The sequence below is a fragment of the Kitasatospora sp. NPDC101108 genome (assembly GCF_055584725.1).
In genome coordinates this window covers 1-14,639 of record NZ_JBVJLM010000005.1, presented here as the reverse complement: position 1 = coordinate 14,639, position 14,639 = coordinate 1, and the positions used below count along the sequence as shown (strand labels likewise).

16 protein-coding genes are annotated in these 14,639 nt (G+C 72.9%); 9 read left to right on the top strand and 7 right to left on the bottom strand.

Going from position 1 to position 14,639, the window contains the following annotated elements:
- The first annotated feature begins 3 nt into the window (after positions 1-3).
- On the top strand, positions 4-405 hold the full coding sequence (locus ACZ6Z8_RS13530; protein WP_465609212.1) for a helix-turn-helix transcriptional regulator: 402 nt from the start codon (positions 4-6) through the stop codon (positions 403-405).
- Positions 406-491: 86 nt separating this feature from the next.
- On the top strand, positions 492-629 hold the full coding sequence (locus tag ACZ6Z8_RS13525) for a hypothetical protein (protein ID WP_465609210.1): 138 nt from the start codon (positions 492-494) through the stop codon (positions 627-629).
- Positions 630-675: 46 nt separating this feature from the next.
- Here the strand turns inward: ACZ6Z8_RS13525 and ACZ6Z8_RS13520 are convergent, their stop codons facing one another.
- Both ACZ6Z8_RS13520 and ACZ6Z8_RS13515 read right to left on the bottom strand, forming a co-directional pair.
- Positions 676-2,658 (bottom strand): APC family permease, encoded by a 1,983-nt coding sequence (locus ACZ6Z8_RS13520; protein WP_465609208.1) that lies wholly within the window; start codon positions 2,656-2,658, stop codon positions 676-678.
- A gap of 211 nt (positions 2,659-2,869) precedes the next feature.
- Positions 2,870-4,216 (bottom strand): MFS transporter, encoded by a 1,347-nt coding sequence (locus tag ACZ6Z8_RS13515; RefSeq protein WP_465609206.1) that lies wholly within the window; start codon positions 4,214-4,216, stop codon positions 2,870-2,872.
- Between the two features lie 51 nt (positions 4,217-4,267).
- On the opposite strand from ACZ6Z8_RS13515, the gene ACZ6Z8_RS13510 reads away from it, so the two are divergent.
- From ACZ6Z8_RS13510 to ACZ6Z8_RS13490, 5 genes are all read left to right on the top strand, one after another.
- Positions 4,268-4,489: a hypothetical protein gene (locus ACZ6Z8_RS13510; protein ID WP_465609204.1), complete on the top strand. Its 222-nt coding sequence runs from the start codon at positions 4,268-4,270 to the stop codon at positions 4,487-4,489.
- 34 nt (positions 4,490-4,523) lie between these two features.
- Entirely contained in the window at positions 4,524-5,636 is a 1,113-nt protein-coding gene (locus tag ACZ6Z8_RS13505) for an alkene reductase (protein WP_465609202.1), read from the top strand.
- Positions 5,637-5,672: 36 nt separating this feature from the next.
- A complete protein-coding gene (locus ACZ6Z8_RS13500) occupies positions 5,673-6,641 on the top strand; it encodes an NAD-dependent epimerase/dehydratase family protein (RefSeq protein ID WP_465609200.1) in 969 nt (322 codons plus the stop codon).
- Positions 6,638-7,189: a GNAT family N-acetyltransferase gene (locus ACZ6Z8_RS13495; RefSeq protein ID WP_465609198.1), complete on the top strand. Its 552-nt coding sequence runs from the start codon at positions 6,638-6,640 to the stop codon at positions 7,187-7,189. The genes ACZ6Z8_RS13500 and ACZ6Z8_RS13495 overlap by 4 nt, the downstream gene beginning before the upstream one ends.
- Before the next feature lie 174 nt (positions 7,190-7,363).
- A complete protein-coding gene (locus tag ACZ6Z8_RS13490; RefSeq protein ID WP_465609196.1) occupies positions 7,364-8,173 on the top strand; it encodes an AAC(3) family N-acetyltransferase in 810 nt (269 codons plus the stop codon).
- A 118-nt stretch (positions 8,174-8,291) separates the two neighbouring features.
- Here ACZ6Z8_RS13490 and ACZ6Z8_RS13485 read toward each other — a convergent pair whose 3' ends face one another.
- The 4 genes from ACZ6Z8_RS13485 to ACZ6Z8_RS13470 all read right to left on the bottom strand — a co-directional run bounded on the left by ACZ6Z8_RS13485 (position 8,292) and on the right by ACZ6Z8_RS13470 (position 12,153).
- The gene (locus ACZ6Z8_RS13485) at positions 8,292-9,833 is read right to left on the bottom strand and encodes a M1 family metallopeptidase (RefSeq protein ID WP_465609186.1); all 1,542 of its coding nucleotides are present in this window, start codon (positions 9,831-9,833) and stop codon (positions 8,292-8,294) included.
- Between the two features lie 163 nt (positions 9,834-9,996).
- Positions 9,997-10,869 carry a sulfurtransferase gene (locus ACZ6Z8_RS13480; RefSeq protein WP_465609184.1) on the bottom strand — a complete coding sequence of 291 codons (873 nt, stop codon included), beginning with the start codon at positions 10,867-10,869 and terminating at the stop codon, positions 9,997-9,999.
- Positions 10,870-11,018: 149 nt separating this feature from the next.
- Positions 11,019-11,345 (bottom strand): hypothetical protein, encoded by a 327-nt coding sequence (locus ACZ6Z8_RS13475; protein WP_465609182.1) that lies wholly within the window; start codon positions 11,343-11,345, stop codon positions 11,019-11,021.
- Positions 11,346-11,526: 181 nt separating this feature from the next.
- Positions 11,527-12,153: a polysaccharide deacetylase family protein gene (locus tag ACZ6Z8_RS13470; RefSeq protein WP_465609180.1), complete on the bottom strand. Its 627-nt coding sequence runs from the start codon at positions 12,151-12,153 to the stop codon at positions 11,527-11,529.
- Here ACZ6Z8_RS13470 and ACZ6Z8_RS13465 point away from each other — a divergent pair.
- Together ACZ6Z8_RS13465 and ACZ6Z8_RS13460 are read left to right on the top strand one after the other, a co-directional pair.
- Entirely contained in the window at positions 12,137-12,436 is a 300-nt protein-coding gene (locus tag ACZ6Z8_RS13465; protein WP_465609178.1) for a hypothetical protein, read from the top strand. The two genes, ACZ6Z8_RS13470 and ACZ6Z8_RS13465, sit on opposite strands and share 17 nt — an antisense overlap.
- A 211-nt stretch (positions 12,437-12,647) precedes the next feature.
- The gene (locus ACZ6Z8_RS13460; RefSeq protein WP_402819644.1) at positions 12,648-13,505 is read left to right on the top strand and encodes an SAM-dependent methyltransferase; all 858 of its coding nucleotides are present in this window, start codon (positions 12,648-12,650) and stop codon (positions 13,503-13,505) included.
- Between the two features lie 31 nt (positions 13,506-13,536).
- Here the strand turns inward: ACZ6Z8_RS13460 and ACZ6Z8_RS13455 are convergent, their stop codons facing one another.
- The gene (locus tag ACZ6Z8_RS13455) at positions 13,537-14,406 is read right to left on the bottom strand and encodes an Fpg/Nei family DNA glycosylase (protein ID WP_465609176.1); all 870 of its coding nucleotides are present in this window, start codon (positions 14,404-14,406) and stop codon (positions 13,537-13,539) included.
- Positions 14,407-14,639: the final 233 nt, after the last annotated feature.

The following is a 14,639-nucleotide window of genomic DNA, read 5'->3' as shown; positions in this document are numbered from 1 at the left end:
AACATGAACGACGCAACAGCGGCCGAGCGGCAGTGGACCTTCCTGACCAACCACGCACGGGTCCTCGTCCAGATAGCCCGCGACCCCGGCATCCGCGTACGCGACATCGCCGCCCGCTGTCTGCTCACCGAACGGGCCGTCCAGCGCATCATCACCGACCTCGAACAGGCCGGATACCTCAGCCACGAACGCCGCGGCCGCACCAACCACTACAGCGTCATCGCCAGCAAGCAGCTGCGTCATCCCGCCGACGCCGGCCCCACCGTCGCCGAACTCCTCGCCACCCTGCTGCGGTCCCCCGGCGACGGGGAGCACCACCCGGCTCCCGCCGAGCAGGCCCCTCCCTCGACGCCGGCATCGGTGCCGGTTCCCGCAGACGGCGCGGACGCCCCGATGCACCGCTGACCCCGCCGGCCGGCTCGGTCGACCAAGCCCCTCACCGGTCCGTCGGCGCACGGCGCACGATCGGCCTCCACGCGCACTGGCGGCTGATGGAGCCCGGCGAACTCCTGCACGTCGGGCCCGATCAGGTGGTCACGCGCCGCATCGTCCTGCCCCAGGAACCCGTTCACCGCCTGACGCTCGCCGACCTCCACCCCATGGCCGCCGCCTCCCAGCGGGCGGCCTGACGCCGGCTCCGGTGGGCAGCCGGGCCGGCGAGAGGCTGCCGGTGCCTCACCTTCCCACCGGGGATTCGGACTCGACGGTCGTTCCTCCTCGGCCTTCTCGCCCGGCTGCGCGTACGGCCGCACGGCACTGGTGGTCCCTGAGGGCCGCGGAGACGTCGAAGGGCACGATGGTGGCCGCGACGTGCGGGAGCCGACTGACGGCGTGCGCGATCGCGTCGCCGCTGCGGGCGTGCAGGAGCCGTCCCACGAGGGGGCCGTAGGCGCGGCGCGGGATCAGCAGGGTGACCTCGGTGCGGCCGTCGGCGCTCGCCCGGGAGGCGAGGTCGGCGACGGCTCGGTGCAGCCGCCGGTCCGGACAGTCCACCAGGTCGAGGGGGATGTCCGCGGCCTGGCTGGCCTGCCAGGCGCGCTGGAGTTGCTCGGCGTGTGCGCTGTCGAGCGCGATGTGGACGGCCCGGAGGTCGGCGGGCCGCAGGGTGTGCGCGTAGCGCAGGGCGGTGATGACGGCCAGGTCCAGGCGGTCGACGAGGAGGAGGACGACGTTGCGTGACCGGGTGGCGGTCGTCGCCGTGGCGGGCGCCGCGTTCAGGACCGCGCTCTCCGCGCGGTAGCGCTCGTTGGTCCGGATGAGGGCCCACACCCCGATCGGGAAGACGACGACCACCGCCCAGGCGCCTTCGGTGAACTTGGTGACGGCGAAGATGACGACCACGGCGGCCGAGGCGGTCGCGGCCGCCGCGTTGACGGCGGCCTTGACCGTGCGGTGCTTCTCCCGACGTCGCCAGTGGTACCTGGTCAGGCCTGCGGTGGCCATGACGAAGCCGGTGAACACGCCGATGGCGTAGAGCGAGACGAGCCTGGTCACGTTTCCGCCGGTCACGAGCAGCAGCCCCAGGGACACGGCGGCGAGCACCAGGATCCCGTTGGAGAACGCGAGGCGGTGGCCGCGCAGGGTGAGCCGGCGGGGCAGGAAGGCGTCCTCGGCGACGAAGCTGGCCAGGAACGGGAACCCGTTGAAGGAGGTGTTCGCCCCGGTGTACAGGATCAGCGCCGTGGCCACCTGGACCAGCGCGAACATGACCTGGCCGAAGCCGCTCTGTCCGAAGACCAGGTGCGCCTCCTGCGCCAGCACGGTGGGGCTGCCGGACGTGAAGGGGACGGCGTGGGTCTGCCAGGCGAGTGTGGAGATCCCCAGGACCAGGGTGCCGAGGGTGGCGCTCATGATCACCAGGGTGCGGCGGGCGTTGGCGCCCTGCGGCGGCCGGAAGGCGCCCACGCCGTTCGAGATCGCCTCCAGGCCGGTCAGTGAGGACCCGCCGTTGGCGAAGGCCCGCATCAGGACGAACAGCGAGACACCCGCCGCCATCCCCCCGCCAGGGGCGCCGACCGCCACCGCCCCGGCCGCGTGCAGGTCCGCGTCGCCCAGGCGCGGCAGGCTGCCCGTGGCCAGCCGGACCAGGCCCACGACGACGGTCAGGCCCGCGGCGAGGACGAACAGGTAGGTCGGCACCGAGAACGCCCGGCCCGCCTCCCGGATGCCCCGCAGGTTGCCGTAGCACAGCAGGCACACCACACCCAGGGTCACCCACAGCTTGTCCGGGCCGATGTCCGTGTGGAAGAGCAGTTGCAGCATGGAGGCGACCGCGTCCGTCCCCGCCGCAGTCTGCACCGCCACCGTCACGACGTAGTCGATCAGCAGCGCCACCGCCGCGACCTGCGCGACGCGCGGGCCGAAGTTCTCCCTCGCCACCACATACGAACCACCCGCGCGGGTATAGGTCATGACCACGTCGCGGTAGGAGAGCGTGAGCAGCACCAGCAGCGCCAGGATGACCCCGGTCACCGGCATCACCAGGGCGAAACCCGCCACCCCCGCCACCGGCACCAGCTGCGTCAGCATCTGCTCGGTCCCGTAGGCGCTGGAACTGATGCAATCCGGCGCGAGCACCCCCAGCGCCACCGGCTTCGACAACTTCTCGTCCCGCAGCTGTGCCGTGACCAGCGGCGGCCCGAGCAGCAGCCTCTTCATCCGGTAACCGAAACGTTCCGGCACACCGGTCGCCACCTGCTCGTGTGCCGGTGCCTTCCCCGTCACAGCCGCCACCTCGAACCGCCCTTCGTTCGCCCGAGACCGGAGCGGGCGCGCCGCCGGCCAGTGCACGAGTGCCCCCGCGATCGCGGAACAATCCCCGTGCGGGCGGCGCGCCGGGGGGTGCCCCTCCCCCGGAACCAGGGCCTTCTCAGCCGACGACCGCCGCCGACGGCACCCCCACCGCGGCCCCCGCAGCCCCCGCCGAGGCGTCCAGCGCCGCGAGCCGCCGCAGGCTCGCCCGGCGCTGCACCGCGGCCAGACCGGTGGACGCCGCGCCGAGCGCCAGCCAGCCCACCGGACCGGCCGCCATCACCACGCCGGTGAGCAGCATCGGCCCGACCGACTTCTGCACCGACTGGGACATCCCCGCCACCCCCAGGTAGGAGGCCTCGGCACGCGGCGGGGCCAGGCTGACCGCCAGTTCCCAGGAGCTCACCGAGCGCATCAGCTCCGCGAGCGTGACCAGCGCCGCCGCGGCCAGCAGGGCGAGCGAGGCGGTCAGCGGCCCGCCGCCGGTGGAGAGCGCGATCAGCCCGCAGCTCGCGAGCAGCAGCACCCCGTACCAGCCGACCGCCGTGGTCGCCCCGCGCGGGTTCTCGGCCCAGGCGGAGACGCGCAGTTGCAGCAGCACCACCATCACGGTGTTGAGGGTCAGGAAGGCCGGGACGACGGCGTGCGGCGCACCGGTGTGGTGGATCAGCCACAGCGGCAGACCGACGTTGAGGACCGAGTCGTCCAGGCACATCGGCAGGTCCAGCAGCACGAACAGCAGGTAGCCGCGGTCGCGCCAGGGGCTCGGTACCGCCTCGGGCCCACCACCCGCGACCCCGCCTGCCAGCCCGCCCGCCACCTCCTGGGCGGGCGCGGAGGGCGACGGCGCCTCCGCCACCAGCCCGCGCCCGGCCGGCTCCGAGGTGCGCCGGATCAGCGCGGCGGCCACCAGGTAGGAGAGCGCGTTGGCCACGATCAGCGCCCGGTAGGCGGTGGTGCTCCCCACCGCCAGCCCGATCGCCGCGAAGCCCGTACCGACCGCGTACCCGCCGTTGGCCACGCTGCGGAACAGCGCCTGGTACGTGGCGCGCCGCTCGCCCGCGACCCGGGTGGCGAACAGCATCTCCAGGGTCTTGGCCCCGCGCTCGGCCAGGCAGGTCAGGGCGACGGACAGCAGCAGCGCGGCGAAGTGGTCGACCACCAGCAGCAGGCCCATGGTGGCCACCCGCAGCAGGTGGCAGCCGATCAGCAGTGCGCGCACCGGCAGCCGCTCGGCCGCCCGCCCGGCCAGCGGTGAGCCGACGATCCCCGCGACGGCGCCCACCCCGAGCAGCAGTCCGAGGCGTCCGGCGTCCATCCCGCACACGAAGGTGAAGTACAGCACCGAGGCCGCCGCCCACACCCCGCTGCCGGTCCGGTCCACGCCCTGCGCGAGCAGCATGATCCGCGCGTCCCGCCCACCCGGCGGCCGCCGCAGCTGCGCCCACAGTCCGTTCCCCCGCATGACAAGGCCCTCGTTCCGCGTCCACCATCAATCTCGACGTCAAGATACTTCATGTCGAGAGAGTCAGGGAACCCCGTCCCGGCCCTCGACCGCACAGATCGCGGCCTCCACGCCCTGGACGCCCCGCAGTCCGCCGAGGTGCCGAGCCCGGCCATGACCGCCGACCCGGCCGTGCTCCCGCACCCGGCGATAAGGGAACTACCGCACTCTGTCCAGGAGTTGATCCTCACCGAGGCTTCCGCCGCCGGCCAGGACGCCCACCCCGGAAGTTGAACCTCACACCGGTGTCAGGTTTTACGGTACCGGCATGACCACCACCACCGAATCCCTGCTCAGCCCGTACCGTCTCGGCGAGTTGGCCCTGCCCAACCGCGTCGTGATGGCCCCGATGACGCGCTACCGGGCCGCCGAGGACGGTACGCCGCTGCCCCTCGTCGCCGAGTACTACGCCCAGCGCGCCGGCGCCGGACTGATCGTCACCGAGGGCATCTGGCCCAGCAGGGCGGGCCAGTCCGGCTGGCGCCTGCCCGGCCTGGAAACGCCCGCGCACGTGGCCGGCTGGCGCACCGTCACCGAGGCGGTGCACGCGGCCGGCGGGCGGATCGTCGCCCAGCTGATGCACGGCGGCCGACAGGGCCACCCGCTGAACCGGCTGCTCGGCGACGTCCCGGCCGGCCCCTCCGCCGTCCCGGCCCCCGGCCCGGTGCACGTCCGGGACGGCGGCAAGGCCGAGGCCGTCACCCCGCGCGAAATGACCCGCGCCGAGATCCGGCGCACCGTCGCCGACCACGTCACGGCCGCCCGCAACGCGCTGGCGGCCGGCTTCGACGCCGTGGAGCTGCACGGCGCCAACTCCTACCTGATCCACCAGTTCCTCGCCGACAACACCAACCTGCGCACCGACGAGTACGGCCCCGGCACCCTGGAGAACCGGCTCCGCTTCCCGATCGAGCTGGTCAGGGTCGTCGCCGAGGCCGTCGGCCCGCACCGCCTCGGTCTGCGCCTCTCCCCCGGCAACCCGCAGTTCGGCATGGCCGAGGCCGACCCGGCGCCGGTCTACCGCGCACTGCTGGCCGAACTCGACGGCCTCGGCCTGGCCTACCTCCACCTCACCGACAACGACGACTACCCGGCCCTGGAAGACCTGCGCCCCCGCTGGTCCGGCCCGCTGATCGCCAACGTCGGTGAGAACCGCGACGCCACCGACCGCGCACGCGGCGAGGCGGTGCTCGCCGCCGGACTCGCCGACCTGGTCTCCTACGGCCGCGCCTTCATCTCCAACCCTGACCTGCCGGAACGATTCGCCACCGGCGCCCCGCTCACCCCCGTCGACGAGACCCACCTCTACGGCCAGACGGCCACCGGCTTCACCGACTACCCGAAGCTCTCGGACCACCCGGCGGCCCCGCACCTCCACTGACGAAGCCGGTTGACACCCGGTCATAGCCTGGAGTCCATGCGGATCCTCGTACTCGGCGGCACCTCCTTCGTCGGCCGCGCGATCGTCGCCGACGCCCTGCAGAGCGGCGCCGACGTCACCCTCTTCAACCGCGGCAGGACCAACCCCAGCCTCTTCCCCGAGGCCCGCCACCTCCTCGGCGACCGGGACACCGGCGACCACACCGCCCTGCGCCAGGGCGAGTGGGACGCCGTGGTGGACGTCAGCGGCTTCTGGCCCCGCCAGGTCGACCAGGCGATGGCCGTCCTCGGCGACCGGGTCGGCCGCTACCTCTTCATCTCCTCCCACGCGGTCTACCGGCGGGGCGGACCCGCCTCCGCCGCGGACGAGTCCGCCCCGCTCCGCGCGCCGCTGCGCGACGCCGAGGACCTGACCGACGCGACGTACGGCCGCCTCAAGGTCGCCTGCGAGCAGGCCGTCACCGCCCGCTACGGCGACCGGGCGACGATCGTGCGCCCCGGCAAGGTCGCCGGTCCGTACGACGAGTCCCGCGGACTGACGTACTGGGTGCGCCGGGCGGCGCGCGGCGGCCGGATCGCGCTGCCCGCCCGCCCCGAACAGCCCGTCCAGGTGGTCGACTCGCGCGACCTGGCCCGGCTGGTGCTCCGGCTGCTCCAGGACGGACGGCCGGGCGCCTTCCACGCCGTCGGCCCGGCCGAACCGACCACCCTGGGCGGGCTGATCACCACCTGCGCCGAGGTCGCGGGCAGCGAGATCGAGATCGTCCCCGTCCCGCCGGAGACCGCCCCGCCGCCGTTCTTCCCCCTGGTCCGGGCCGAACCGCTCTGGCCCGGCCAGCAGCGCGACCCGGCCCGGGCCCGCGCGGCCGGGCTGCCCGCCACCCCGCTCGCGGTCACCGCCGCCGACGTCCTCGCCTGGGACCGCGGTCGCGGCGAACCCCCGCTCGGCCACGGCTTCACCCCCGAGCAGGAAGCCCGCGTCCTGGCCGAGGCGGACGCCCGATGACCACCGGCCCGGCCGTCACCGCCGCACCGCCGTCCGGCCCGCGCATCACCGCGATGCGCCCCGAGCACGCCGAGGCCGTCCTGGCGGTCTTCCAGGCAGGCATCGACACCGGCGACGCCACCTTCGAGACCACCGCCCCCACCTGGGAGGCCTTCGACGCCGCCAAGCTCCCCGAACACCGCCTGGTCGCCCTCGAACCCGACGGCCCCGACGCCCCCGACGGCGACCGCGTCCTCGGCTGGGCCGCCGTCGCCCGCGTCTCCGCCCGCGCCGCCTACGCCGGTGTGGTCGAACACTCCGTCTACATCGACCCGGCCGCTCAGGGGCGGGGCGTCGGACGGGCCCTGCTGGACGCCCTGCTCGCCTCCACCGACGCCGCCGGCATCTGGACCGTGCAGTCCGGCATCTTCCCGGAGAACACCGCCAGCCTCGCCCTCCACCGGCGCGCGGGCTTCCGGGTGGTCGGCACCCGCGAGCGGATCGGCCGACTGCACGGCCACTGGCGCGACGTGATCATGGTCGAACGTCGCAGCCCCGTGGTGGGCTGACGGAGAGCACCCCCTCCTGACCGGTTGTCAGTGCCACCCGCTATGGTCGGGCCCGAACAATCGGACCACACCGGTACGAAATCCGCACCGGCACGCCCGATCACCCACCGGACCGCGCCCGACCACCCAGCCCCGCACGCCACCGCGTGCGCCGCACCGCCACCAGGGGGGACCATGACCAATCCGGGCACCAGCCCGCTCACCACCGCCGACCTCGTGGACGGCTGGCGCCGGGTCGGCGTCCGCCCGGACATGGCACTGATCGTGCACTCCTCGCTCTCCAGCCTCGGCCGGGTCGAGGGCGGGGCGGCGGCCGTGGTGGCCAGCCTGCGCGAGGCCGTCGGCCCGGGCGGCACGGTCGTGGTGCCGACCTTCACCACCGACACGGTGTGCGACCCGGCGCCCGACCACGCCGGCCCGCCCACCCCGGCGATCGCCGAACTCCGGGACGCCGTACCGCTGTTCCACCCCGAGCTGCCCTCCCGGACGGGAGCGGTCGCCGAGGCGCTGCGCGCCCTGCCGGAGAGCCTGCGCAGCACCCACCCGCAGGCCTCGGTCGCCGCCGTCGGCGCCCACGCCCGGGAGGTGACCGCCCGCCGCTCCTTCGGCTTCGCCGTCGGCCGGGAGTCCCCCTTCGGCGCCCTGCACGACCTCGGCGGGTACGTGCTGCTGGTCGGCGTCGGGCACAACCGCAACACCTTCCTGCACTACGCCGAGACCTTCGCCCCCAACCGCCGACTCAAGCTGCGCCGCTTCCCGATGGCGATCCAGGGCGAGCGGGTCTGGCTCGAAGCGCCCGACGTGGGCGACGACAACGACACCCACTTCCCGGTCGTGGGGCGGGAGTTCGAGGAGCGGGCCGGTATCCGCGAGGTGCTGGTCGGCGCCGCGCCCTGCCGCCTCATCCCGGTCCGCGACCTCATACCCTTCGCCGTCCGCCGCCTCACCGAACTGCTCGCGGCGGACGGCTCCGGAGCGGCGTAGCCCGGCCGGCCACCCGTCCCGGGACGGCAGCCCCGTCCCGGACGACCGACCGGACCACGCCCGTCACCGGACCACGCCCGTCACCGGCTCACCGGCTCACCGAGACGCCCGAACAACCTCAGTGCGCCTCGTCGTGCACCGAGTTGGTCTCCTGGATCTTCTTCCAGGACTTCGGCTCCACGGGCAGCTGCCCCTCGCCCCGGTCCGCCGCGTCCGCCCGCGCGCCGGGCGCCGGCGAAGCCGGGGCGGCGGTCCCCGGCTTCGCCGGCCCGGCGGCCGGCTTGGCGGCGGTGAACAGCCAGGTCCTGAAGACGTCCCCGAGCTTCTGCCCGGACACCTTCTCGGCGTACGCCTGGAACTCCGGGATCGTCGCGTTGCCGTACTTGCGCTCGGTCGGCCAGCCCTTGAGGATCCGGAAGAACCTCTCGTCCCCGACGGCGTTGCGCAGCGCCTGGACGGCCACCGCCCCCCGGTCGTACACCGCGGACGCGAACTGGTTGTCCGGGCCGGGGTCGCCCGGCTTGACGGTCCAGAACGCGTCGCCGGCCGGGTGCGAGGCGTAGACGTAGTCGGCCAGCTCCTGCGCGGTGCCCTCGTTCTCGTGCTCGGACCAGAGGAACTGCGCGTACCGGGCGAAGCCCTCGTTCAGCCAGATGTCGCTCCAGCGCGACAGTGACACGCTGTCGCCGTACCACTGGTGGGCCAGCTCGTGCACGACCACCGAGGTGTTCGCGCCCTTCGAGAACTGCCGGGGGCTGTAGAAGACCCGGGTCTGGGTCTCCAGGGCGTAGCCGGTCGGGACGTTGGGGACGTACCCGCCGACCGAGCTGAACGGGTAGTCGCCGAAGTAGCCGCTCAGCCAGTCCACCAGCTCGCCGGTGCGCTCGACGCTGGAGCGGGCCGCGTCCGCGTTGTCGCCGAGGTCCTTGCTGTACGCGTTGTAGACCGGCAGCCCGCCGGCCGTGGTGTCGGTGCTGATGTCGAACTTGCCGACGGCGAGCGTGGCCAGGTAGGTCGCCTGGGGCTTGTTCTCGCGCCAGCTGTAGCGGGTCCAGCCGGCCTGCGAGGACGTACCGGTCAGAATGCCGTTGCTGATCACCTGGTTGCCGTCCGGCACCTGCACCGAGACGTCGAAGGTGGCCTTGTCGCTCGGGTGGTCGTTGCTCGGGAACCACCACCAGGCCGACTCGGGCTCGCCCGCCGCCACCGCGCCGTCCGGGGTGCGCAGCCAGGCCGTGAAGCCGTACTTCTTCACGGTGGACGGAACGCCCTTGTAGCGGACCACCACGGTGGCCCGGTCGCCCTTGGCCAGCGGCCGGGCCGGGGTGATCTCCAGCTCCTGCTCGCCGCTGGTGGCGAAGGCGGCCGGCCGCCCGTTGACCCGCACCTCGGAGACGTTCAGCGCGAAGTCGAGGTTGAACCGGGAGAGGTCCTGGGTCGCCGTGGCGAGGATGGTGGTGGTGCCCTCCAGTTCGTCGGTGGCGGGCTGGTACTTCAGCCGGATGTCGTAGTGGGAGACGTGGTAGCCGCCGTTGCCGTAGGTAGGGTAGTAGGCGTCGCCGACCCCGGCCGCGCCGGGTTGGAAGTCGGCGGCCGAGGCGGGGACGGCCAGGAACAGGCTCAGGGCACTGGCAGCAGAGACGATCAGCCTCTTGCGCAACGTGGTCCTCCAGGATCACCGGAACGATGGGTCGGATCGATCCATGTCCCGGCGGCCCGGGTTCCACGCCCTGATGATGAGATGTTCATGAAAAGAAACAAGCCGAAATGGTAGGGCCGAGCCGAGCCCGCCCTGGCCCTACCCCGACCCCCACCACCCCGCCTCACCCGCCCAGCGCCACCGGCGCCCGCACCAGCGAGCCGTACTCCGTCCAGGAGCCGTCGTAGTTCTTCACGTGCGGGTACCCCAGCAGCTCGGTGAGCGCGAACCAGGTGTGCGCGGACCGCTCGCCGATCCGGCAGTAGGCGATCACCTCGCGCTCCGACCCGACGCCCTTGCCCCCGTACAGCGCCCGCAGTTCCTCCGCCGAGCGGAACGAGCCGTCGTCGTTGGCCGCCTGCGACCAGGGCACGTTGACCGCGCCGGGAATGTGCCCGGGCACCTGGGCCTGCTCCTGCGGCAGGTTCGGGGGTGCGATCAGCTCGCCCCGGAACTCCGCCGGGGAGCGGACGTCCACCAGCACCGCGTCCGCGCCGGGCTTGGCGAACACCTCCGCCTTGGCCAGCACCTCGTCGCGCAGCGCCCGCAGCTCCGGCCGTTCCGGTCCGGTCAGCCGGTAGGAGGTGTGCTGGTAGTCCATCACCTCGTGGGTGAGCTCCCGCCCCTCCAGCTCCCACTTCTTCCGCCCGCCGTCCAGCAGCTTCACCGGCCCGAAGCCGCGCAGCCGCAGCAGCCAGTAGGCGTAGGCCGCGAACCAGTTGTTGTTGCCGCCGTACAGCACCACGGTGGTGTCGTCCTCCACCCCGGCCGCCCGCAGCAGGTGCTGGACGCCCTCGCGGTCCGCGTAGTCGCGGCCGACCTGGCTGTGCAGGTCGGTGGTCCAGTTCCAGCCGACCGCGCCGGGGATGTGGTCCCGGTCGTAGGCGGTGGTGTCCTCGTCGACCTCGACGACCCGGACCGTCCCGTCGTCCAGGTGGTGGGCCAGCCACTCGGTGCGGACCAGCACCTCGGGGTGCGCGTAGCCGTTGCCGGTCATCCCAGGCCCTCCTTCGCTCTGCCCAGGCTGCTCCGCCCGACCACGGGCACAGGCAGACCGCAAGGGCACGACGAGGCGCCGGCGACCGGGCCGGACAGTTCGAAGCTACGCCGACCGTCCGGCCCGGGCCACCCCGCGGTCCGCGCCGCTCAGGAGAAGACCACCGAGCGCAGCTTCAGCCGGTCACCGAGGACCTTCCCGGGGTTCATCACGTAGAAGGTGTCACCGCTGCAGTCGAAGTCCAGGAAGACCGTCGCCGTCGAGGTGGTGAGGTTCTCCGGCGCGAAGGCGGGGTCCTTCTCGGTCGCGCCGAACAGGTTGATGCACTTGCCGCTCTGCGGGTCGGCGATCCCGGCCGGGATGCCCGGGCCGACCTTGTAGAGGAAATCGCCGATGCCGGCGTTCGCGGACGTCGGAACGGCGACGACGAGGGCGACGGCACTGGCGGCGGCGAGCACGGCATTGCGGAGACGCATGACGAAAGGCCTTTCAGGCGGCACTCGGAAGTGCCTGAGGAATTGGTGCGAGATCACCCTAGAGGCCAAAAAACCGCAGAAACGGTTCTCCCAATCCACCCGATCGGGTGGTTTAGGCCGCAAAGCCGCTACCTGCCCCGTCGGCATATGCCGCCGATATCCCCTGTCCGACATTCGCATTTCAGTTCGGCGGAGCCGTGAAGAGATACCCGGAATCGATCAGCGTCGGCAGATAGGTCTTCAGCGCCGCCACCGTCTGCGAGCGGTCCCCGCCACCGTCGTGGTTGAGCACGATCGCCCCGGGCCGGACCTCCTTGAGGATCGTGTCGATGATCGCCGGCGTCCCCGGCCGCGACCAGTCCCTCGGGTCCACCGACCAGCCCATGTTCCGCAGCCCGAGGTCGGCGGCCACCTTGAGCGACACCGGCGACCAGTCACCGCCCGGCGACCGGAACCAGGTGGGCATCCGCCCGGTGATCCGGTGGAGCAGGTCGGAGGTGCGCTCCAGTTCATCCCGCACCGCGCTCTCCGACATGTGCCGCAGGTCCGGATGGGTCCACGTGTGGTTGGCGATGTGGTGGCCGCGGTCCGCGATCTCCCGCACCAGCGCCGGGTGCTCGACGGCGTTCTCGCCGATCATGAAGAAGGTCGCCCGGATCCCGTGCTGGTGGAGCAGGTCCAGTACGGCGGGCGTGTACTTGGGATCCGGCCCGTCGTCGATGGTGAGCGCCACCACCCGCTGCGCCGGGTCCAGCTCGTACACCGGCTTGCTCTCGGCCTCGCTGAGCGTCTTGCGAACGGGCTGCACGCTCGACGCGGAGGCCGACGCGGAGGCCGTCATCGAGCCGGAGGCGGACGGCGGCGCCGGGGAGGGCACCGCCGACGAGGCGGACGCGGACGGCGAGGGCGACCCCGCCGCGGGAACCAGCACCTCCCGCACGCCCGCCGCCGCTTCCGGTGCCGAGGAAGAAGCCCCGTCCCCACTCCAGGGGCTCTTGCAGCCGGCGGCCGCACCGAGCAGCGACATCCCGCCGGCGACCAACAGCAACCTGCGCGAAGTGATCCGAGAGTTCATTGGAGACTTAATCTGACGATCAGACAGCATTCTGAATGCTTGCCCCGCCGTTCACCGCCCGTCCCGACCACCACTCCGACAGCCCACAAAGCCGACCGGAAGGGCCGCCGACACCCTGCCGTCCCACCCCGTGAACGCGCCCTCCCCGGCCGGACGCCGCGCCTCCCGTCAGGACCGCTACGCTGTGCCTTCCCCAGTGTGATGATCTGCCATCAGAGGACGTGGCCATGACGACAAGTCAGGACTTCCCCCAGCACGGCCCGCAGGACGACGCCGCCGAGCTGAGCCAGTGGGAACGTTTCGGAGTCGACACCACCACCCCGCACTCTGCGCGCGTCTACGACTACTGGCTCGGCGGCAAGACCAACTTCCCGCCGGACCGCGCCATGGGCCAGGCCATCGAGGAGGCCGTGCCCAGCGTCAAGGAGATGGCCAAGGCCAACCGCGCCTTCCAGGGCCGGGCCGTCCGCCACCTCGCCCGGGAACACGGCATCCGCCAGTTCCTGGACCTCGGCACCGGCATCCCCACCTCGCCGAACACCCACGAGATCGCCGAGGCGGTCAGCCCCGGCACCCGGGTCGTCTACGTCGACAACGACCCGATCGTGCTCGCCCACGCCCGCGCCCTGATGGTCTCCAGCCCGGCCAGCCGCACCACCTACATCCACGCCGACCTGCGCAAGCCCGAGGAACTGTTCGCCGACCCGGCGCTCACCTCCACGCTGGACCTCACCCAGCCGGTCGGCCTGCTGATGATCGCCGTACTGATGCTGATCGCCGACGAGGACGACCCCTGGGGCCGGGTCGCCGCACTGCGCGACGCCCTGCCCGTCGGCAGCTGCCTCGCCCTCACCACCCCCACCCCCGACTTCGACCCGGAGGCGGTCGGCAAGGTCGCCGAGGCCGCCCGGGCCGGCGGAATGACCCTGGTGCCCCGCAGCTACGACGACGTGCTCCGCTTCTTCGACGGCTGGGAGCTGGTCGAGCCGGGCGTCGCCCCGGTCCTGGCCTGGCGCCCGGACGGCGAACCCCCGGCCGACCCCAAGGCCGCCTACTACTGGGGCGGCGTCGCCATCAAGCGCTGACCCCCGCGCGACGCGGCTGTTGGAGCGGACCTCACTTCAACAGCCGCGACATCCGCCGGTCCGCCAGCGGCTTGCCCCCGGTCTGGCAGGTCGGGCAGTACTGCAACGACGAGTCCGCGAACGACACCTCCCGCACCGTGTCCCCGCACACCGGACACGGCTGCCCCGTCCGCCCGTGCACCCGCAGCCCCAGCTTCTTCTCGGCCTTCAGCTCCCCCGCCCCCAACCCGTGCGAACGCTCCACCGCCTCCCGCAGCGTCCCACCGAGCGCCTCGTACAGCCCCGCCGTCTCCTCCTCCGTCAGGCTCGACGCCAGCTTGTACGGCGACATCCGAGCCGCGTGCAGCACCTCGTCCGAGTACGCGTTGCCCACCCCGGCCAATACACTCTGGTCCCGCAGCACCCCCTTGATCCGCCGGCGGTCACCCCGCAACAACGCCGCGAACTCCTCCAACCCGAACCCCGGATCCAACGGATCCGGCCCGAGCCTCGCCACCCCGGGCACCTCCACCGGGTCCCGCACCACATAGACGGCCAGGCCCTTCTTCGTCCCCGCCTCGGTCAGGTCGAACCCGTCCCCCGCCTCACCCGCCAACCGCACCCGCAACGCCAGCGGATTCCTCGGCCCCGGCCGCGGCGGCTCCCCAGGCAGGCTGTCCTTCCACCGCACCCACCCCGCCCGGGCCAGATGAACAACCAGGTGCAACCCACCCACCTCGATGTCCAGGAACTTGCCCCGCCGCCCCACCGCCCCGACCGTCCGCCCCTCCAACGCCGTCACCGGCGGGTCATACGTCTTCAACGCACTGATCGCCACCGGCTGCACCCGAGCAACCACCCGCCCGGCCAACCGCTCCGCCAAGAAGACACTCAACGCCTCAACCTCAGGCAGCTCCGGCATGCGCCCAGTCTCCCCCACCCCCACCCTGGCCGCGCGGGCAACGCCCCGCGCGCCCACCACACCCCCTCCCCGGGCGCCCGCACCCACCCCTCCCCGCCCACCCACCCCCTCCCCCTCCCTCCTCCCCCTCCCACCCGACCCAGGCGAGAGGGACGCGCTGCGGGAGGGGGCGGTGGAGGGGGTGGGTGCGGAAGGGGGCGTGACGGGTGATTTTCAGACTGCCAACGGCGACC